Origin of the sequence: Enterobacter cloacae (genome assembly GCF_011078175.1) — a bacterium.
In the GTDB taxonomy this organism is placed as follows: domain Bacteria; phylum Pseudomonadota; class Gammaproteobacteria; order Enterobacterales; family Enterobacteriaceae; genus Enterobacter; species Enterobacter cloacae_Q.
This window is the reverse complement of the sequence record NZ_JAALCJ010000002.1, coordinates 85,180-104,500: the sequence shown is the minus strand read 5'-3', so window position 1 is coordinate 104,500 and position 19,321 is coordinate 85,180. Positions and strand designations below refer to the sequence as shown.

General features: G+C 57.7%; 18 protein-coding genes. 10 read left to right on the top strand and 8 right to left on the bottom strand.

What is annotated here, in order from left to right; all coding sequences use genetic code 11:
* Position 1: 1 nt before the first annotated feature.
* A complete protein-coding gene (locus G6Q29_RS04700; protein WP_165464730.1) occupies positions 2 to 901 on the bottom strand; it encodes a glycyl-radical enzyme activating protein in 900 nt (299 codons plus the stop codon).
* 127 nt (positions 902 to 1,028) lie between these two features.
* Here G6Q29_RS04700 and fsa point away from each other — a divergent pair, with 127 nt between their 5' ends.
* Positions 1,029 to 1,691, top strand: coding sequence for a fructose-6-phosphate aldolase (gene fsa / locus G6Q29_RS04695; RefSeq protein ID WP_165464729.1), 663 nt, complete (start codon positions 1,029 to 1,031; stop codon positions 1,689 to 1,691).
* Between the two features lie 280 nt (positions 1,692 to 1,971).
* Here the strand turns inward: fsa and moeB are convergent, their stop codons facing one another.
* Positions 1,972 to 2,724, bottom strand: a complete 753-nt coding sequence (gene moeB / locus G6Q29_RS04690; protein WP_165464728.1) for a molybdopterin-synthase adenylyltransferase MoeB — start codon at positions 2,722 to 2,724, stop codon at positions 1,972 to 1,974.
* A gap of 1 nt (position 2,725) precedes the next feature.
* Positions 2,726 to 3,958 (bottom strand): molybdopterin molybdotransferase MoeA, encoded by a 1,233-nt coding sequence (moeA, locus tag G6Q29_RS04685; protein ID WP_165464727.1) that lies wholly within the window; start codon positions 3,956 to 3,958, stop codon positions 2,726 to 2,728.
* A 189-nt stretch (positions 3,959 to 4,147) separates the two neighbouring features.
* Between moeA and iaaA the strand changes: the two genes are divergently transcribed.
* Genes iaaA through gsiD form a run of 5 tightly spaced genes read left to right on the top strand, consistent with a single transcriptional unit; the run spans position 4,148 to position 10,370 of the window.
* Positions 4,148 to 5,086, top strand: coding sequence for a beta-aspartyl-peptidase (gene iaaA / locus G6Q29_RS04680; protein WP_165464726.1), 939 nt, complete (start codon positions 4,148 to 4,150; stop codon positions 5,084 to 5,086).
* Between the two features lie 11 nt (positions 5,087 to 5,097).
* The gene (gene gsiA / locus G6Q29_RS04675; RefSeq protein ID WP_165464725.1) at positions 5,098 to 6,969 is read left to right on the top strand and encodes a glutathione ABC transporter ATP-binding protein GsiA; all 1,872 of its coding nucleotides are present in this window, start codon (positions 5,098 to 5,100) and stop codon (positions 6,967 to 6,969) included.
* A 23-nt stretch (positions 6,970 to 6,992) separates the two neighbouring features.
* A complete protein-coding gene (gsiB, locus tag G6Q29_RS04670; RefSeq protein WP_165464724.1) occupies positions 6,993 to 8,531 on the top strand; it encodes a glutathione ABC transporter substrate-binding protein GsiB in 1,539 nt (512 codons plus the stop codon).
* A 5-nt stretch (positions 8,532 to 8,536) separates the two neighbouring features.
* Entirely contained in the window at positions 8,537 to 9,457 is a 921-nt protein-coding gene (gene gsiC, locus G6Q29_RS04665; RefSeq protein ID WP_006809475.1) for a glutathione ABC transporter permease GsiC, read from the top strand.
* 1 nt (position 9,458) lies between these two features.
* Positions 9,459 to 10,370 (top strand): glutathione ABC transporter permease GsiD, encoded by a 912-nt coding sequence (gsiD, locus tag G6Q29_RS04660; RefSeq protein ID WP_165464723.1) that lies wholly within the window; start codon positions 9,459 to 9,461, stop codon positions 10,368 to 10,370.
* A 63-nt stretch (positions 10,371 to 10,433) separates the two neighbouring features.
* Here gsiD and rimO read toward each other — a convergent pair whose 3' ends face one another.
* The gene (gene rimO / locus G6Q29_RS04655) at positions 10,434 to 11,759 is read right to left on the bottom strand and encodes a 30S ribosomal protein S12 methylthiotransferase RimO (RefSeq protein WP_165464722.1); all 1,326 of its coding nucleotides are present in this window, start codon (positions 11,757 to 11,759) and stop codon (positions 10,434 to 10,436) included.
* Positions 11,760 to 11,976: 217 nt separating this feature from the next.
* On the opposite strand from rimO, the gene bssR reads away from it, so the two are divergent.
* Both bssR and G6Q29_RS04645 read left to right on the top strand, forming a co-directional pair.
* Complete coding sequence (gene bssR / locus G6Q29_RS04650) at positions 11,977 to 12,360, top strand: biofilm formation regulator BssR (protein WP_165464721.1); 384 nt, start codon at positions 11,977 to 11,979, stop codon at positions 12,358 to 12,360.
* 106 nt (positions 12,361 to 12,466) lie between these two features.
* A complete protein-coding gene (locus G6Q29_RS04645) occupies positions 12,467 to 13,585 on the top strand; it encodes a PQQ-dependent sugar dehydrogenase (protein WP_165464720.1) in 1,119 nt (372 codons plus the stop codon).
* Here the strand turns inward: G6Q29_RS04645 and G6Q29_RS04640 are convergent, their stop codons facing one another.
* Complete coding sequence (locus tag G6Q29_RS04640) at positions 13,586 to 14,212, bottom strand: glutathione S-transferase family protein (protein WP_165464719.1); 627 nt, start codon at positions 14,210 to 14,212, stop codon at positions 13,586 to 13,588. It lies immediately after the preceding gene.
* Between the two features lie 243 nt (positions 14,213 to 14,455).
* Here G6Q29_RS04640 and dacC point away from each other — a divergent pair, with 243 nt between their 5' ends.
* Positions 14,456 to 15,661 (top strand): serine-type D-Ala-D-Ala carboxypeptidase, encoded by a 1,206-nt coding sequence (dacC, locus tag G6Q29_RS04635; protein WP_165464718.1) that lies wholly within the window; start codon positions 14,456 to 14,458, stop codon positions 15,659 to 15,661.
* A 67-nt stretch (positions 15,662 to 15,728) separates the two neighbouring features.
* Here dacC and deoR read toward each other — a convergent pair whose 3' ends face one another.
* From deoR to G6Q29_RS04620, 3 genes are all read right to left on the bottom strand, one after another.
* Positions 15,729 to 16,487: a DNA-binding transcriptional repressor DeoR gene (deoR, locus tag G6Q29_RS04630; protein WP_022650678.1), complete on the bottom strand. Its 759-nt coding sequence runs from the start codon at positions 16,485 to 16,487 to the stop codon at positions 15,729 to 15,731.
* A gap of 67 nt (positions 16,488 to 16,554) precedes the next feature.
* On the bottom strand, positions 16,555 to 17,163 hold the full coding sequence (gene ybjG, locus G6Q29_RS04625) for an undecaprenyl-diphosphate phosphatase (protein ID WP_165464717.1): 609 nt from the start codon (positions 17,161 to 17,163) through the stop codon (positions 16,555 to 16,557).
* Positions 17,164 to 17,170: 7 nt separating this feature from the next.
* Complete coding sequence (locus G6Q29_RS04620; RefSeq protein ID WP_165464716.1) at positions 17,171 to 17,899, bottom strand: phosphatase PAP2 family protein; 729 nt, start codon at positions 17,897 to 17,899, stop codon at positions 17,171 to 17,173.
* 167 nt (positions 17,900 to 18,066) lie between these two features.
* Here G6Q29_RS04620 and G6Q29_RS04615 point away from each other — a divergent pair, with 167 nt between their 5' ends.
* Positions 18,067 to 19,299 carry an MFS transporter gene (locus tag G6Q29_RS04615; protein WP_165464715.1) on the top strand — a complete coding sequence of 411 codons (1,233 nt, stop codon included), beginning with the start codon at positions 18,067 to 18,069 and terminating at the stop codon, positions 19,297 to 19,299.
* Positions 19,300 to 19,321 lie beyond the last annotated feature (22 nt).

Sequence of the window (19,321 nt, the reverse complement as noted above, 5' to 3'; positions counted from 1 at the left end):
TTTATCCTCGTAAGGTCGCGGTTAATCCTTTCTGGCAGGCATACTGCTGTGCGAAGTCCAGGAGAGCAGGGTTATCCAGCGGTTTGTCAGGGGCAGAGTAGGGTTGGCCGAGCAGGGTGTATTTGTTCATGCCCAGCGTGTGATATGGCAGAAAATGAATTTCCTCGATGCCGAGTTCGTCGGCGGCGAAATTGGTAATAGCGGTTACAGACGCTTCATCGGCGTTAAAGCCCTGGATTAGCGGCACGCGGATAGTGATTTTTTTCCCGGCAGCGGCGAGGCGCTTCAGGTTATCCAGGATCCGTTTGGCTGAGCCGTCCGTCCACAGTTTGAACACCTCAGGATCGACGTGTTTCAGGTCGGCAAGGAACAGATCGACGTACGGTAATGAAGGCTCGATATAGTGCCACGGCACGTGAAGACACGTTTCAACGGCGGTGTGGATCCCCTGCTCGTGACTGGCCTTAAGCAGCGCGTGCGCCAGTTCCGGGTTCATAAACGGCTCGCCGCCAGAAAGGGTGATGCCGCCGCCGCTGCGGTCGTAAAAAGGTTTATCACGCAGCACGGTTGCCATAATCTCATCCACCTGCTGTTCTTTACCGCAGACGGTCAGCGCCTGCGTCGGGCAGCAGTCGCTGAGGGCATTGAGCGTCTCTTCACTCAGCTTTTCGCGGTGAATAACCAGCCCGTTCAGCGTGCGTTCAACACAGCCCGGTGCCGCCTGCTGGCACAGATCGCAGCCGTCGAGGCACAGACGGGCGTCAAAGAGGACGTCCCGCGTGCGGGAACGGCTTTCAGGGTTCTGACACCAGCGACAGCCCAGCGAGCAGCCTTTCAGGAATACCACGGTTCGAATACCGGGGCCGTCGTGGGTGGAGTAACGCTGTATATTGAAGATCATTTCTTTGCCCTCGAATTACATATGAAGATTAAATTACTTTCGAATGAAAGTTATCTTGATATGGGTCAATTCATGAGCAGGTTTTGCTGTGATAGGGTAATTGCAGGCTAATTTTGAGGGTAACATCATGGAACTTTATCTCGACACTTCTGACGTTGCGGCAGTCAAAAAGCTGGCGCGTATCTTCCCGCTGGCGGGCGTGACCACTAACCCAAGCATTGTGGCGGCGGGTAAAACGCCGCTGGAAGAGCTGCTACCCGCGCTGCACGACGCGCTGGGCGGAAAGGGCCGGCTGTTCGCCCAGGTGATGGCGAAGACCGCCGAGGGGATGGTGGAAGACGCACGTAAGCTGCGCGCGATAATCAATGACCTGGTGGTGAAAGTACCCGTGACCGCTGAAGGGCTGGCGGCGATCAAAATGCTGAAAGCAGAAGGGATCCCGACGCTGGGTACGGCGGTGTACGGCGCAGCACAGGGGATGCTCTCCGCACTGGCCGGGGCTGAGTATGTGGCCCCTTACGTAAATCGCGTGGACGCGCAGGGCGGGGACGGGATCCAGACGGTGGTCGAGCTGCAACAGCTGCTGACCCTGCATGCCCCGCAGTCAAAAGTGCTGGCGGCGAGCTTTAAAACCCCGCGCCAGGCGCTGGACTGCCTGCTGGCAGGGTGCGAGTCCATTACGCTGCCGCTGGACGTGGCGCAGCAGTTTATTACCTCTCCGGCAGTGGATGCGGCGATTGTGAAGTTTGAGCAGGACTGGCAGGGGGCGTTTGGGCGGTCGTCGATTTGATATGAGCGGGCTGATGCCCTCACCCCGGCCCTCTCCCACAGGGAGAGGGAGAAAACATTAAAAACGGCAACTTTCGTTGCCGTTTTGCTTTTACCCTGAGCGGGCTGATGCCCTCACCCCGGCCCTCTCCCACAGGGAGAGGGTGAAAACATTAAAAACGGCAACTTTGGTTGCCGTTTTGCTTTTACTTTGTGCTGGCTGATGCCCTCACCCCAACCCTCTCCCATAAGGTGAGGGATAAAATCGTATGTCGGGTAAGGCGAAGCCGCCACCCGACTTTTTACTGGCTACACACCTCACATCCCGGGTTACGCATCAGTTTCATCTCGCGGAACTGGCAGGTCATTGCGTCATACATCACGATTTTAGCCGCTGCGGGCGTGCCGTAGTGCGCCAGTACCTTAATCGCCTCCATCGCCTGCAAGGAACCGATAACGCCAACCAGTGGCGCCATCACGCCCGCCTCGACGCAGGTCAGCGCATTCTCGCCAAACAGACGGCTCAGGCAGCGGTAGCAGGGCTCTCCTTCAGCGTAGGTGAAGACGCTGATTTGCCCCTCCATGCGGATGGCCGCGCCTGAAATCAGCGGCGTTTTATGGGCAAAGCAGCCCGCATTGAGCTGGTTGCGAATGGCGACGTTATCGGTGCAGTCCAGCACCAGGTCATGCCGTGCAATCTGCGCAAAAAGCGCGTCGTCATCCAGCATCGCGTCAATCAGGGTGAGCTGAACGTTGGGGTTAATGCGCACCAGCGCCGTGCGGGCTGATTCCACTTTAGGCTGGCCGACCGTCGCGTCACTGTGCAGCGTCTGGCGTTGCAGGTTGGACACCGACACGGTGTCGAAATCCAGCAGCGTCATGCCGCCGACGCCTGCCGCAGCCAGGTATTGCGCTGCCGCGCAGCCCAGCCCGCCAAGACCAACAACCAGCACGCTGGCCGCCTTGAGCGCCTCCTGACCCTCGAAATCAAACCCGCGCAGCACGATCTGGCGGTTGTAGCGCATCATCTCCTGGTCGCTCAGTTCCACCGTCATGTCAGCCTCCGAACAGGTGGTTAAAGCGTTCCACTTCAACCCATTCGCCCGCCTCAACGTGGCCGCGATCGCGCTCCAGCACGATAAAGCAATTACCCTGACTAAAGGAGCTAAAGATGTGCGAGCCCTGATGCCCGGTGGTGCTTACCTTCAGCTCGCCGTCGGCGTTGCGCGCCAGAATACCGCGCTGGAAATCGAGACGGCCCGGTGATTTTTTGAGGCGCGTTGCCGCCCGCACGCGCACACGTTCCGGCAGCGGGCTGGCATTGTTGCCTGAAAGCTTCGCCAGCAGCGGGATCACCAGCTGGTAGAAGGTCAGCGCGGCGGAGACCGGATTACCCGGCAGACCACAGAACCAGCTGTGCGGAAGCTTGCCAAACGCGAACGGTTTACCCGGTTTAATCGCCAGCTTCCAGAAAGCGATTTCACCCAGCTCCTCAAGCAGGGTTTTGGTGTAATCCGCTTCGCCAACCGATACGCCGCCCGAACTGATCACCACGTCGGCAGACGCATCGGCCTCGATAAACGCCGCGCGCAGTTTTTGCGGATCGTCAGGAATGATACCGAGGTTAATCACCTCGCAGCCCAGCTGCTCCAGCATCAGGTGCACCGCCAGACGGTTGGTGTCGTAAATCTGCCCCTCGTTCAGCGGCTGACCCGGAAGCTGTAGCTCGTCTCCCGTGGAGAACACCGCCACGCGTACTTTGCGGACCACGTCAATCTCCGCGATGCCAAGCGATGCCAGCACCGGCAGTTCGGCGACCGTCAGTTTTTGACCGGCGGCAAAGACCGTTGCGCCGAGGGTAATGTCCTCGCCGGTACGGCGGATGTTCTGGCCCGCTTTGACGCTGGCGGTAAAACGCACGCCGTCGTCCGTTTGTTCGGTCTCTTCCTGCATCACCACGGCTTCACAGCCCTTCGGCACCGGCGCGCCGGTCATAATGCGCACGCAGGTGCCCGCTGGCCACTCACCGTTGAACGGCTGCCCGGCAAACGCTTTACCCGCCACCGGCAGCGGCTGACCCGTTTGCAGATCCGCCAGACGTACGGCATAGCCGTCCATCGCCGCGTTATCGAACCCCGGCACGTTCAGCGGCGAAACGATATCGCGCGCGGCAATACGGCCAAAACAGCGCACAAGCGGCAGCGTCTCAACGTCGTGCAGGGGAGTAATGCGGTCAAGCATCTGCGAGAGTGCCGTCTCAAGCGGCATCAGTCCGGCGGTAAAATCCATGGTGGGCTCCTGCGGAGTAACAACGAAAGCGCTCATTATGGCAGAAAAGTGCGGCTAACTGTATGACCCGATGGGTGTACGCTTTACATCACAGTTGCGTCTTTCTATATTCAAAAATCATCTGAAGATTCGTCGACGATAATGATATTTATAGAAAAAGCAGCCAGCCAGGCTGATGGGTGATGCGAAATGAGTAAAGCGGTTATCGCAATTCATGGCGGTGCCGGGGCAATCACCCGTGCACAGCTTAGTCCCGAGCAGGAGAAGCGTTATATTGACGCGCTAAACGCCATTGTGGAAACAGGCCAGCGCATGCTGGAGGCGGGCGACAGCGCGCTGGACGTGGTGACCGAAGTGGTGCGTCTGCTGGAGGAGTGTCCGCTGTTTAATGCAGGCATTGGCTCGGTCTTTACGCGAGATGAAACACACGAGCTGGACGCCTGTGTGATGGACGGCGTCACCCTGAAAGCGGGCGCGGTAGCGAGCGTTAGCCGTCTGCGTAATCCGGTGCTGGCCGCGCGTCTGGTAATGGATCAAAGCCCGCATGTACTGCTGACCGGAGCGGGGGCGGAGAAATTTGCCGTCGAGCACGGGATGGACACGGTCTCACCCGATCTTTTTTCCACCGAGGAGCGTTACCGGCAACTGCTGGAGGCGCGTACAGCGGGGATGACGCAGCTGGACCATGCCGCGCCGCTCGATGAACGCAGCAAAATGGGCACGGTAGGCGCGGTGGCGCTGGATAAAGCCGGTAACCTCGCCGCCGCAACGTCGACAGGCGGCATGACCAACAAGCTTCCTGGTCGCGTCGGTGACAGCCCGCTGCCCGGCGCGGGATGTTATGCCAATAACGCCACGGCGGCGGTGTCATGCACCGGCACCGGCGAAGTGTTTATCCGCGCGTTGGCGGCCTACGACATTACCGCGCTGATGGATTATGGCGGATTAAGCCTGAATGAGGCCTGCGAACGGGTAGTGATGGAGAAACTCCCCGCGCTGGGCGGCGTGGGAGGCTTGATTGCGGTAGATCGGGAGGGAAACGTGGCTCTGCCGTTCAACAGTGAAGGGATGTACCGGGCGTGGGGATATGCCGGCGATGCGCCCAGCACAGGAATTTATCGTGAATAAGGGGGCATTGCGTGCCGCACAGTGAAGAGCTGGACAACCGGGAAGTATTGGTTGTTCAACAACTGAATATTGCCTTTCAGGAAGAGCGGCGATTCATCCCGGCAGTTCAGCACCTCTCGTTCTCGCTCAATCGGGGCGAAACGCTGGCGATTGTAGGCGAGTCCGGATCCGGTAAATCCGTTACCGCGCTGGCGCTGATGCGTCTGCTTGAGCAGACGGGCGGGCAGGTCACCAGCGAGCGGATGCTGTTGCGCCGTCGCAACCATCAGGTTATCGATCTCAATGAGCTGAGCGCGTCTCAGATGCAGGGGGTGCGCGGGGCTGATATTGCGATGATTTTTCAGGAGCCGATGACCTCCCTGAATCCGGTCTTCCCGGTAGGTGAGCAGATTGCCGAATCTATCCGTCTGCATCAGGGGCTGAACGGAGATGAGGCGCTCAACGAAGCGAAACGGATGCTGGAGCTGGTACGTATCCCTGAGGCGCACGCGATTTTGTCCCGCTACCCGCATCAGCTTTCCGGCGGCATGCGCCAGCGGGTGATGATTGCGATGGCGCTGTCGTGCCGCCCGGCGGTGCTCATTGCGGATGAACCCACCACGGCGCTGGATGTCACCATTCAGGCCCAGATCCTGCAATTGATCAAAGTGTTGCAGCAGGAGATGGAGATGGGGGTGATTTTCATCACCCACGATATGGGGGTAGTGGCGGACATTGCCGACCGGGTACTGGTCATGCATCAGGGCAATGCCGTAGAAACCGGCACGGTGGAGCAGGTCTTCCATGCGCCGGTGCAGCCTTATACCAAAGCGCTGCTGGCGGCGGTTCCGCGTCTCGGCGCCATGAATGGCAGCGATTTTCCGCGTCGTTTTCCGCTGATCTCCCGGACTGAACAGGGCCAGCAGGAAGACGAAACCGAGCAGAATACGGTGGTTCCCGGCAGGCCAATCCTCGAAGTGCGGGACCTGGTGACCCGTTTCCCGCTGCGTAGCGGGATCCTCAATCGCGTGAAGCGCGAAGTGCATGCGGTTGAGAACGTCAGTTTCGATCTCTGGCCGGGCGAAACGCTGGCGCTGGTGGGGGAGTCTGGCTGCGGTAAATCCACCACCGGGCGGGCGCTGCTCAGGCTGGTGGCGTCGCAGGAGGGAAGCATCACCTTCAATGGGCAGCGCATCGACACGCTTCCTGACAGTAAATTGCAGGCGGTGCGCCGGGATATTCAGTTTATATTCCAGGATCCTTATGCGTCGCTCGATCCGCGCCATACGGTGGGTTACTCGATTATGGAGCCGCTGCGCGTGCATAACCTGCTCGACGGTGAAGCCGCGCAGCGTCGCGTCGCGTGGCTGCTGGAGCGCGTGGGCCTGAAGCCGGAGCATGCCTGGCGTTATCCGCACGAATTTTCTGGCGGCCAGCGACAGCGCATTTGTATTGCGCGGGCATTGGCCCTGAATCCGAAAGTGGTGATTGCGGATGAGTCCGTTTCCGCGCTGGATGTCTCCATCCGTGCGCAAATCATCAATCTCCTGCTCGATTTACAGCGGGATTTGGGGATTGCGTTTCTGTTTATCTCCCACGATATGGCGGTTGTGGAGCGGATTAGCCACCGCGTGGCGGTGATGTATATGGGACAGATTGTTGAAATCGGCCCCCGTCGCGCGGTATTCGAAAACCCGCAGCACCCGTACACCCGCAAGCTGATGGCTGCCGTACCGGTTGCCGATCCTGAGCATCGCCACGCCCAGCGCGTGCTGTTGCAGGACGACATGCCGAGCAATATCCGTAAACGGGGCGAAACCCTGGAGCGCGTGGCGCTGCGTGAGGTGGGGCCCGGTCATTTTGTCGCACCACCGCGTCAGGGCAATGCATTCTCGCGGTTATAACTTACACCAGGCAGGAGAACACAATGGTTCCTTTTGTTGCTCGTAAATGGCTGCTGGCCGCGAGCGTGACGGCCGCGCTGGCCGCCGCCCCCGCATTCGCGGGGAAAGATGTGGTGGTGGCGGTGGGGTCAAACTTCACGACGCTGGATCCGTATGACGCTAACGACACCCTTTCCCAGGCGGTGGCAAAATCCTTCTACCAGGGGCTGTTCGGCCTGGACCGGGAGATGAAGCTGAAAAACGTGCTGGCGGAAGGGTATACCGTGTCGGACGATGGGCTGGTCTATACCGTTAAGCTCCGTACCGGCGTGAAGTTCCAGGACGGCACCGACTTCAACGCCGAGGCGGTTAAGATCAACCTGGACCGTGCCAGCAATCCGGAGAACGGCCTTAAGCGCTACAACCTGTATAAAAATATCGCCAGCACCGAGGTGATTGACCCGGCGACGGTGAAGATCACCCTGAAAGAGCCGTTCTCGGCGTTTATCAATATCCTTGCTCATCCCGCGACGGCGATGATTTCGCCCGCCGCCCTGAAAAAATACGGCAAAGAGATTGGCTTCCACCCGGTGGGAACCGGGCCGTACGAACTGCTCACCTGGAACCAGACCGATTTTGTGAAGGTGAAAAAATTCGCCGGATACTGGCAGCAGGGGCTGCCGAAGCTGGATACCATCACCTGGCGACCGGTAGTGGACAACAATACCCGCGCTGCGATGCTGCAAACCGGCGAAGCGCAGTTTGCCTTCCCGATCCCTTACGAACAGGCGGCGCTGCTGGCTAAAAACAGCAAGCTGGAGCTGGTGGCCAGCCCGTCGATTATGCAGCGCTACATCAGCATGAACGTCACGCAGAAACCGTTCGATAACCCGAAGGTGCGCGAAGCCATCAACTACGCCATTAACCGCCAGGCGCTGGTGAAGGTGGCCTTTGCCGGTTACGCCACTCCCGCGACGGGCGTGATGCCGCCAGCCATCGAATACGCGCAAAGCTATCAGCCATGGGCGTACGATCCGGCGAAAGCGCGGGAACTGCTGAAAGAGGCAGGCTATCCGAACGGCTTTAGCACCACGCTGTGGTCATCGCATAACCACAGTACCGCACAGAAGGTGCTGCAATTTACACAGCAGCAGCTGGCGCAGGTCGGCATTAAGGCCAGGGTCACGGCGATGGATGCCGGACAGCGAGCGGCGGAAGTGGAAGGCAAAGGACAGAAAGAGAGCGGCGTGCGGATGTTCTACACCGGCTGGACGGCTTCAACCGGTGAAGCTGACTGGTCCCTGTCGCCGCTGTTTGCTTCCCAGAACTGGCCGCCAACGCTGTTCAATACCGCGTTCTACAGTAATCCGCAGGTGGATAAGGATCTGGCGGATGCCCTGAAAACCACCAAACCGGAAGAGAAAGCGCGCCTGTACAAAGAGGCACAGGACATTATCTGGAAAGAGTCGCCGTGGGCGCCGCTGGTGGTGGAAAAACTGGTCTCAGCCCACAACAAAGCGCTGACCGGTTTTTACATCATGCCGGATACGGGCTTTAGTTTTGATGACGCGGATTTAAATTAAAACTCATGCTGAATTATGTTTGTAAACGCCTGCTGGGGCTTATCCCGACGCTGCTGATTGTGGCCGTGCTGGTGTTTTTGTTTGTCCACATGCTGCCCGGCGATCCGGCGCGTTTGATTGCCGGACCGGAAGCGGATGCGACGGTTATCGAACTGGTGCGTAAACAGCTCGGTCTTGACCAGCCGCTGTACAGGCAATTTCTGCGTTACATTGGCAACGTCCTTCAGGGCGATTTCGGCATCTCAATGGTGTCGCGTCGTCCGGTGTCGGAGGAGATTGCCAGCCGCTTTATGCCCACCTTCTGGTTAACGATTGCCAGTATGAGCTGGGCGGTTGTGTTTGGCCTGGGCGCGGGGATTGTCGCCGCCGTCTGGCGCAACCGCTGGCCGGATAAGCTCGGTATGGCGCTGGCGGTCACCGGCATCTCTTTCCCGGCCTTTGCGCTGGGTATGCTGCTGATGCAGATTTTCTCCGTCGAGCTGGGCTGGCTGCCGACCGTCGGGGCCGACACCTGGAAGCACTACATTCTGCCCTCCATGACGCTTGGCGCGGCCGTTGCGGCGGTTATGGCCCGGTTTACCCGCGCCTCGTTTGTCGACGTGCTGAGCGAAGATTACATTCGCACCGCGCGGGCAAAAGGGGTGAGTGAGAAATGGGTCATTCTGAAGCATGGTTTTCGTAACGCGATGATCCCGGTGGTCACGATGATGGGGCTACAGTTCGGCTTTCTGCTGGGTGGCTCTATCGTGGTGGAGAAGGTCTTTAACTGGCCGGGGCTGGGGCGCCTGCTGGTCGACTCGGTCGATATGCGTGACTATCCGGTTATTCAGGCTGAAGTCCTGCTTTTCTCGCTGGAGTTTATTCTTATCAACTTAGTGGTGGATGTGCTGTACGCCGCCATTAACCCGGCCATCAGGTATAAGTAAGATGCGATTACTGAACTGGCGTCGCCAGGCCATTTTAAACGCTATGCCGGGGATCAGGCCGGACCATATTCGCACTCCGTGGGTTGAGTTCTGGCGTCGATTCCGTCGTCAGCCCGTCGCTATGGTCGCCGGGCTGTTTGTGTTACTGCTGATCCTGGTGGCGATTATCGCCCCCTGGATAGCCCCGTTTGATGCGGAAAACTACTTCGACTACGACCGGCTGAACGATGGTCCGTCGATGATGCACTGGTTTGGCGTGGACTCGCTCGGGCGCGATATTTTCAGCCGCGTGCTGGTAGGGGCGCAGATCTCGCTGGCGGCCGGGGTCTTTGCGGTGCTGATGGGCGCAGCGATCGGCACTGTGCTGGGGCTGGTGGCCGGGTACTACGAAGGCTGGTGGGACCGCATCATCATGCGCATCTGTGACGTGCTGTTTGCCTTTCCCGGTATTCTGCTGGCGATTGCCGTGGTGGCGGTGATGGGCAGCGGCATGGCGAACGTCATTATCGCCGTGGCGGTATTCTCGATTCCCGCTTTCGCGCGCCTGGTACGTGGCAACACGCTGGTGCTGAAGCAGCAGACCTTTATTGAGTCGGCGCGCAGCATGGGGGCCAGCGATGCCACCCTCCTGTTCAGCCATATTCTGCCGGGAACGGTGTCATCTATCGTAGTCTACTTCACCATGCGCATAGGCGTGTCGATTATCTCGGCGGCGAGCCTGTCATTCCTGGGGTTAGGGGCTCAGCCACCGACGCCGGAGTGGGGCGCGATGCTGAATGAGGCGCGGGCGGATATGGTGATTGCTCCGCACGTGGCGATTTTCCCGAGCCTGGCGATTTTCCTGACCGTGCTGGCGTTTAACCTGCTGGGGGATGGGCTGCGCGATGCGCTGGATCCGCGGATAAAGGGGTAGTGCTGTGGAATGTGCCGGGTGGCGGCGACGCCTTACCCGGCCTACAACAGAGGCGTGGGGAGATTAAACCCGGCTGCCCCACAAATCATACTCGTCGGCGTTTTCGACCTTCACGCGAATGATGTCGCCCGGCTTGACGTTGGTTTCACCGTTCAGATACACCGCGCCGTCGATTTCAGGCGCATCCGCCATGCTGCGGCCAATCGCCCCTTCTTCGTCCACTTCGTCGATAATGACCAGAATTTCGCGGCCCACTTTCTCCTGCAAGCGTTCGGCAGAGATCTGCTGTTGTAGCTGCATAAAGCGGTTCCAGCGCTCCTCTTTTATCTCTTCCGGTACCTGGTCCGCCAGCTCGTTGGCCGTTGCGCCTTCAACCGGGCTGTACTTGAAGCAGCCCACGCGATCCAGACGCGCTTCTTTCAGGAAGTCGAGCAGCATCTGGAAATCTTCTTCGGTTTCGCCCGGGAAGCCGACAATAAAGGTGGAACGCAGGGTCAGATCCGGGCAGATCTCGCGCCACTGCTTGATGCGCGCCAGCTGGCGATCAACGGAGCCAGGACGTTTCATCAGCTTTAGAATGCGCGGGCTGGCGTGCTGTAGCGGGATATCCAGATACGGCAGGATTTTGCCTTCCGCCATCAGCGGGATCACGTCATCAACGTGTGGATAAGGGTAGACGTAGTGCAGGCGCGTCCAGATCCCGAGCTTAGCCAGCTGCTCGCACAGGCCGACCATACTGGTTTTCACCGGCTCGCCGTTGTGGAAACCGGAGCGGTGTTTGACGTCCACGCCGTAGGCGGAGGTGTCCTGAGAGATGACCAACAGCTCCTTAACGCCCGCATCGGCCAGGCGTTTGGCTTCTGCCAGTACCTCGCCAATCGGACGGCTCACCAGATCGCCACGCATCGACGGGATGATGCAGAAGGTGCAGCGGTGGTTGCAGCCTTCGGAAATTTTCAGGTACGCGTAGTGGCGCGGTGTCAGCTTCACGCCCTGTTCCGGCACCAGGCTCAGGAACGGGTTGTGCTTTGGTTTTGGTACGTAGTGATGAACATGTTCCAGCACTTGCTCGTAGCTGTGCGGCCCGGTGATCTCCAGCACTTTCGGGTGCACTTCGCGGATCTGATCCACCTTCGCGCCCAGGCAGCCGGTGACAATCACTTTGCCGTTTTCCGTCAGGGCTTCCCCAATGGCTTCCAGTGACTCCTGGACCGCGCTGTCGATGAACCCGCAGGTGTTGACGATCACCATGTCGGCGTTGTCGTAGCTTGGCACCACGTCATAGCCTTCAGTGCGAAGTTCAGTCAGGATGCGTTCGGAATCCACCAGGTTCTTCGGGCAGCCCAGGGAGACAAAGCCGATTTTCGGCGGGTGCGTAACATTGCTCATAGGTTAAAAATTCATCAATAATGGAGTTATCAGGGCCGGATTTTACAGCGTATCGCGGGGGATTTATACACTCTTAGTGGCTCAGTTGAGCCGGGCAATCGTTGTAACATTGTAAAGAATGTTAATCAGTTATCGTTTATTGATCTCAGGCATAACATTGTACAAAAAATGACCTTATTATTTATAAGGTGACATTGCTGACAGAGGAGGAAATAGCATGACCGTTGACGGACTGAAACGCGATCTGCTTAACAAGCTGATCAATGCCCGAATCGACCTGGCCGCCTATCTGCAACTCCGTAAGGCGAAAGGGTATATGTCAGTCAGCGAAAGCGAAAATCTGCGTGATAACTTCTTTGAACTTTGCAATTTCATGCGTGAAAAAGCACCCATCCTGAAAGCGCACTGCGCTGAAAGCGAATTAATGGCGCTGCGCCGTGCCGCCGAGGTGCTCTCCATCGCCGGGGTCTGTTTGATGAACGGACGTCACGACTGCCCGAACTTTATTGCCGTTAACGCGGAGAAGCTTGAAAACTGCCTGACGACGCTCGCGCTTTGCATCATGTGCCTCAATAAGCCTGAAACGCTTGCCCGGCACTGAACCCGGGGGAGGCAACTCCCCCTTCTGATTAAGCTTTTGTAAAAGTGGTAACGCGCCCGGGCGAAGTGGCTAATCTTTAAGCCATAAGCCGACAAAGGAGCGTGTTATGCCTCGATCTTCGCTGATTTTCCTGCCTGCATTGGTCTTTCCCGTTTCGCTGCTTGCCGCGACAGAGCCGGTAAAAGTGGAGGTTTTACAGACAAAACTGGATCACCCCTGGTCGCTGGCGTTTCTGCCTGATAATAAGGGGCTGCTGATCACGCTAAAAGACGGACAGCTTAAGCACTGGCAGGCAGGGAAAGGGCTCTCCGATCCGATTGTTGGCGTGCCGAAAGTGTGGGCAAGCGGACAGGGCGGACTGCTGGACGTCGTGCTGGCCCCGGATTTTGCACAGTCACGGCGGGTCTGGCTCAGCTTCGCCGAGGCAGGTCATGATGGCAAAGCGGGTACCGCGGCGGGCTACGGGCGGTTGAGCGATGACCTGTCGCGCATTGAGGGCTTCCAGGTGGTGTTCCGACAGATGCCGAAACTCTCTACCGGCAATCACTTTGGCGGACGGCTGGTGTTTGACGGCAAAGGCCATTTCTTTATTGGCCTGGGTGAAAATAACCAGCGCCCGACGGCGCAGGATCTGGATAAGCTTCAGGGCAAGGTGGTGCGCCTGACGGAGGACGGAAAAGTGCCGCCGGATAACCCGTTTGTCAACACCGCCGGCGCGCGCCCTGAAATCTGGTCTTATGGTATTCGCAACCCCCAGGGGATGGCGATGAATCCGTGGAGCGACACGCTGTGGCTCAACGAACACGGGCCGCGCGGCGGGGATGAGATTAACATTCCTGAGAAGGGCAAAAACTACGGCTGGCCCCTGGCGACGCATGGGATCAACTACAGCGGCCTGAAAATCCCGGAAGCAAAAGGCGAGCACGTTGAGGGCACCGAAAAACCGCTTTTTGTCTGGAAAATGTCGCCCGCCGTCAGCGGCATGGCATTCTACAACAGCGACGCCTTCCCGCAGTGGAAAAACAAGCTGTTTATCGGCGCGCTTAAGGAGAAAGACGTCATCGTGCTGAGCGTGAAGGACAATACCGTGACGGAGGACGGACGCATTCTGGGGGATAAAGATCAGCGTATACGCGATGTGCGCGTCGGGCCGGATGGCTATCTGTACGTACTGACCGACGAGACGGACGGGCAGCTGTTGAAAGTCAGCCCGTCCGGGACATAATCAGCTCACCGGGATCATCACCACGTTGCGATACGCCGGGCGCTCGCTGAGCTGCTGGAGCCAACGCGCAAGGTGAGGGCGCGGAGCCCAGTTGAGCCCCATGTTGGTGAGGTTCCAGACGAAGGGGGCGACAGCGATATCGCCCACGCCGAACGTCTCGCCGGAGAACCAGGCGTGCTTCGCCAGTTCATCGTCCATCATTGCAAACAGCGATTCGCAGGCGTCCTGGGCGGCATGAATGGCGGAATAATCACGATCGGCTTCCGGCGTGCGGATTAGCCCCATCAGGATCACGCGGTGCGTGGGGGAAAGCGTCTGGTTTGCCCAGTCCATCCACTTTTCGCCCTGGGCGCGCTGGGCCGGATTTTCAACCCACAGCCGACCCTGGCCGTACTGAGCGGCGAGGTAACGCACGATGGTGTTCGACTCCCAAAGCGTGGCGTCGGTTTCGTCATCGCGCAGCAACGGCACCAGCCCGTTGGGGTTCATCGCCAGATAGTCAGCCTCTTTATTCACCCCGAACGTCATTCCAGCCATAATTTGATTGAACGGTAAATCCAGCTCTTCCAGCGTCCAGAGCACTTTTTTCACGTTGGTCGAATTGTTCCTGCCCCACAGCGTAATCATATTTACTCCCGATGAGATGTGAATCCGAGTCAGCTTTTTGCCATGGTGAGATAAACCTAACAATTACGCAACAGATGCTAAAAAAAACGCCGCATTCAAAGCGTATCTGAATGTTATTGCATAAACTTTAAAAACTTTACCTGGAACAGGTTTCATTGAACGCTGTAGTGCGCTATTACTCATCGCTTCTTGCGACACGGTGATTGTGACGTGATTTTTAGAATGGACACTCGGGTGGCATTTATGACGCAAAAAACTTTTTCTCTGCGCAGCCTGGCGGCAGGCTCGGCGCTGCTTTTCCTTTTTGCCCCAACGCTCCATGCGGCGGAACAGACAGCGCCAGAAGCGCCGCCTGTCGATGCGCGCGCCTGGATCCTGATGGATTACGCCAGCGGGAAAGTGCTGGCGGAAGGTAACGCCGACGAAAAACTTGACCCGGCGAGCCTGACGAAAATTATGACCAGCTATGTGGTCGGCCAGGCGTTGAAAGCGGGCAAGATCAAGCTGAATGACATGGTCACCGTCGGGAAAGATGCCTGGGCGACCGGTAACCCGGCCCTGCGCGGCTCGTCCGTGATGTTCCTGAAGCCTGGCGACCAGGTCTCCGTTTCCGATCTGAACAAAGGGGTCATTATTCAGTCGGGAAATGATGCCTGTATTGCGCTGGCCGATTACGTCGCGGGCAGTCAGGACTCATTTATTGGGCTGATGAATGGCTACGCGCAAAAACTGGGCCTGACCAACACCACCTTCAAAACCGTTCACGGCCTGGATGCGCCGGGTCAGTTCAGTACCGCGCGCGACATGGCGCTGCTGGGCAAAGCGCTGATCCATGACGTACCGGATGAGTACGCCATCCATAAAGAGAAAGAGTTTACCTTCAACAATATCCGCCAGCCTAACCGTAACCGTCTGCTCTGGAGCAGTAACGTTAACGTGGACGGCATGAAAACCGGTACAACTGCCGGGGCCGGATATAACCTGGTGGCTTCTGCGACGCAGGGCGATATGCGCCTGATCTCGGTGGTGCTGGGCACGAAAACCGACCGCATTCGTTTTAACGAGTCAGAAAAACTGCTGACCTGGGGTTTCCGCTTCTTTGAAACCGTCACGCCGATTAAGCCGGATGCTACCTTCGTGAGCCAGCGCGTCTGGTTTGGTGATAAAAGTGAAGTAAACCTGGGAGCGGGGGAAGCCGGTTCCGTCACCATACCACGCGGTCAGCTGAAAAACCTGAAGGCCAGCTATACCCTGACCGAGCCACAGCTGACCGCGCCGTTGAAAAAAGGCCAGGTGGTCGGGACGATAGATTTCCAGCTTAACGGCAAATCCATTGAGCAGCGTCCGCTGGTGGTGATGGAAGCGGTGGAAGAGGGCGGCTTCTTCAGCCGGATATGGGACTTTGTGTTAATGAAGTTCCACGGCTGGTTTGGCAGCTGGTTCAGCTAAACCTTAAGGGTTTTCTCCCTCTCCCACAGGGAGAGGGTTGGGGTGAGGGCATCAGGCCGCACCCCTCTTAATACATCAACTTCACCTGCTGCGCTTTCGCGTATGCCACCAGCTCGTCATCCGGGCGGCAATCGCTGACGATGGCGTCAAAGCGCGACAGTTCTCCCATCCTTGCCGGACGGACCTTGCCAAATTTACTGTGATCAACCACCAGCACATGCTGCTGCGCGGCGTTGAGCGCCCACTGTTTCACCGGTAACTCTTCAAGATTAAAACAGGTTGCCCCCTGTTTCACATTCACGCCCGCCGCAGAGTAAAAGGCGATATCCGGGCATACATTGCTCAGCGTGTCCTGAATATTCAGCGGCTTGAAAATGGCGTTGCTGGCATGAAATTCGCCGCCACACAAAATCACCCGGCACGCGGGTTTCTCCTGTAAGGCCAGGAAGGTGTTTAGCGAATAACAGACGGCGGTAAAGGGAACGGTGCTGTCAATGGCCTCGATGATCCACGGGGTGGTCGTACCGCAGTCAAAAAACAGCGTTTGATGCGGCTGCACCAGCGAGGCGGCGAGCCGCGCGGCTTTGCGCTTCTCTTCCACCAGGCGCGTTTTTTGATCGCTTAACAGATAATGGCTGGCGCTACGGGGCTCCAGAACAATATACCCGCCAAGCAGGACAACGGGGGCGCTGTCGCTGTTCAGATCGCGACGAATGGTCATTTCAGACACGCCAAGCAGGGTAGCGGCTTCCTTAAGATGCAGCTTATCGCTGCGCTTCAGCGCCTGAAGCAGCTGAGCAATGCGGTCATCGCGACGTGTTTCCATAGATCCTCGGGCTAAAAAAGTGAGCCCCCGCAGGGCGGGGGCTCAAGTGTAACCTGACGGACCGGGGTTAGTCACGTATCCAGCCTTTGCGGATCGGGAGGGCAAACAGAACGCGATAGGCCTGTGATAATCCACGATAAAGCGCCGGACCAAAAAGGCTCCACAGGATGGCTGCGCTGACGCAGCCCATCAGCCCTACCAGGAAACCGCCGACCATATCCAGCGGCCAGTGTACGCCCAGGTAAACGCGGGACCAGGCGATGGCGACCGCTACACCCATCAGCACCACGCCGGACCACAGGCGATGCCAGAACAGGAAGGCCAGCGCGAAAGTGAAGATCACCGTGCCATGATCGCTTGGGAACGAGTCATCCGGCGCATGGTGCAGGAAGTTGTAGCCGACGCCATCGACAAACGGACGATCGTGCGGGAAGGCGTGGCCCAGCACGTAACTTGCCAGCACGCTGACGCCGATCGCCATCGCCATTTTGATCACCAGATGGCGCTGGGCAGTGACCTGCTTGCGCGGTCCCCATAGCCAGAGGATCACCGCCAGAGCCGGTACAATGCTGATAACATCTTTCGCAATGAAGGTGGCGAGATCAATCATCCATTCCGGTGACGACGGCGTGGCGTTGAGCAGATAAAACAGTTCGTAGTTCAGGTTTTCTAACATAATCTCGTTACTCTTTAGCAAACCAGGTGGAAACCAGCCCGTAAACCAGCACCTGGGAAAACCACACCCACCACCCGGCCCACAGGTTGTGAGAGAAAAAATGCGCGCCGCGCATGACCTGTCCGAAGCCCATTAAAAGGCCCATCACAGCACCCAGCGCGACAAAGGTCCAGGCCAGACGCGGACGTTCACGCCAGAAGGCAAAAAATAGCCCCATGACCATAAACCCGCTTGAGGCGTGGCCGCCGGGAAAGCAGCGTCCCGGTCCGCTGTCTGCCGGAACGGCGCTGAACAGGGGATACGAGACGGCTTTGCCGCCATACTCAACCAGATCCCACGGACAGCTGTGGTGGCTTATGCTTTTTAGTACCCCTACCACCAGCGCACCCAGCCCCATCAGAAGCGCGGCCGTTACCAGCCGGGCATTGCGTTTGTAAGCGCCGTAAATCAGCGATGCGGCAGCCAGCGCGATGGCCATATATTTCGCCAGCCGATGGTTGAGCAGATCCAGCAGCGGGTTTTGCTGTAGCGGGAAATGATGCCTCGCCGCGTCATACCAGAAGCCGGTTATCCATCGGTCAAATGATTCATCGCGCGAAAGCCAGGTAAAAAGCAGCGCAAGAACGATCAGCCCGAAAAGCTGATAACCATAAAAGCGGACGGGCAAACGGTAAAGATGTTTTGTCTTGTTTGTCGGTAACTTAGATAATTCTGAAGGGCTGACGGCGTGTGTCATAGTTTCGGTCAATAACGTGAAATAGCACTATCATAAGGAGGGCAACTTAAGGAAACCTTAAACAATAACGATAAGTGCCTTATTTCCGTGTTTTCACATTATTGTGCTGTCTCAAACAGCGGCAATTCATTACACTCATCGCGATTTTTTCATACTAAAGAGATTGCATGATAAACCGTTCTTCTTCCGGTAATCGTCTGGGTCGTCAGGCGTTACTTTTTCCTCTGTGTCTGGTGCTTTACGAATTCTCTACCTACATCGGCAACGACATGATCCAGCCAGGCATGCTGGCTGTGGTTGAGCAGTACAACGCAGGTATTGAATGGGTGCCAACATCCATGACCGCCTATCTTGCGGGCGGCATGTTTTTACAGTGGCTGTTAGGGCCGCTGTCGGATCGTATTGGCCGCCGTCCGGTGATGCTGACGGGCGTGGTGTGGTTTATCGTCACCTGTCTGGCCACCCTTCTGGCGCAGAACATTGAGCAGTTCACGCTGCTGCGCTTCCTTCAGGGCGTAAGTCTGTGTTTTATCGGCGCCGTGGGCTATGCCGCTATTCAGGAGTCGTTTGAGGAGGCGGTGTGTATCAAAATTACCGCGCTGATGGCAAACGTTGCGCTGATTGCGCCGCTTCTGGGGCCGCTGGTGGGAGCCGCATGGGTCCACGTTGCGCCGTGGGAAGGGATGTTCATCCTCTTTGCCGCGCTCGCGGCTATCTCTTTCTTCGGACTTCACCGTGCGATGCCGGAAACCGCCACCCGCCTGGGCGAAAAGCTCTCTCTTAAAGAGCTGGGGCGTGATTATAAGGCGGTGCTGAAAAACGGTCGTTTTGTTGCGGGTGCGCTTGCGACGGGCTTTGTCAGCCTGCCGCTGCTGGCGTGGATTGCCCAGTCGCCGGTGATTATCATCAGCGGCGAGCAGCTTAGCAGCTATGAATATGGCCTGTTACAGGTGCCGATTTTTGGTGCGCTGATTATCGGTAACCTGGTGCTGGCACGTCTTACGTCGCGCCGTACCGTGCGTTCGCTGATTATTATGGGCGGCTGGCCCATTGCGGCAGGGCTGATTATCGCGGCGGTGGCGACCATAGTCTCGTCTCACGCGTACCTGTGGATGACGGCGGGGCTGAGCGTTTACGCGTTTGGTATTGGCGTGGCAAATGCTGGTCTGGTGCGCCTGACGCTGTTCGCCAGTGAAATGAGTAAAGGTACGGTGTCCGCTGCGATGGGGATGCTGCAAATGCTGATTTTCACCGTCGGTATTGAGGTGAGCAAACATGCCTATGCTTTCGGCGGTAACGGGCTGTTCAGCCTGTTCAACCTCGCAAATGGTATGCTGTGGGTAGGGTTGATAGTGGTGTTTCTGAAGGACAAACGCGTCGGAAATTCCCTGCAACCGTAATCCTTATTCCCTCTCCCTGTGG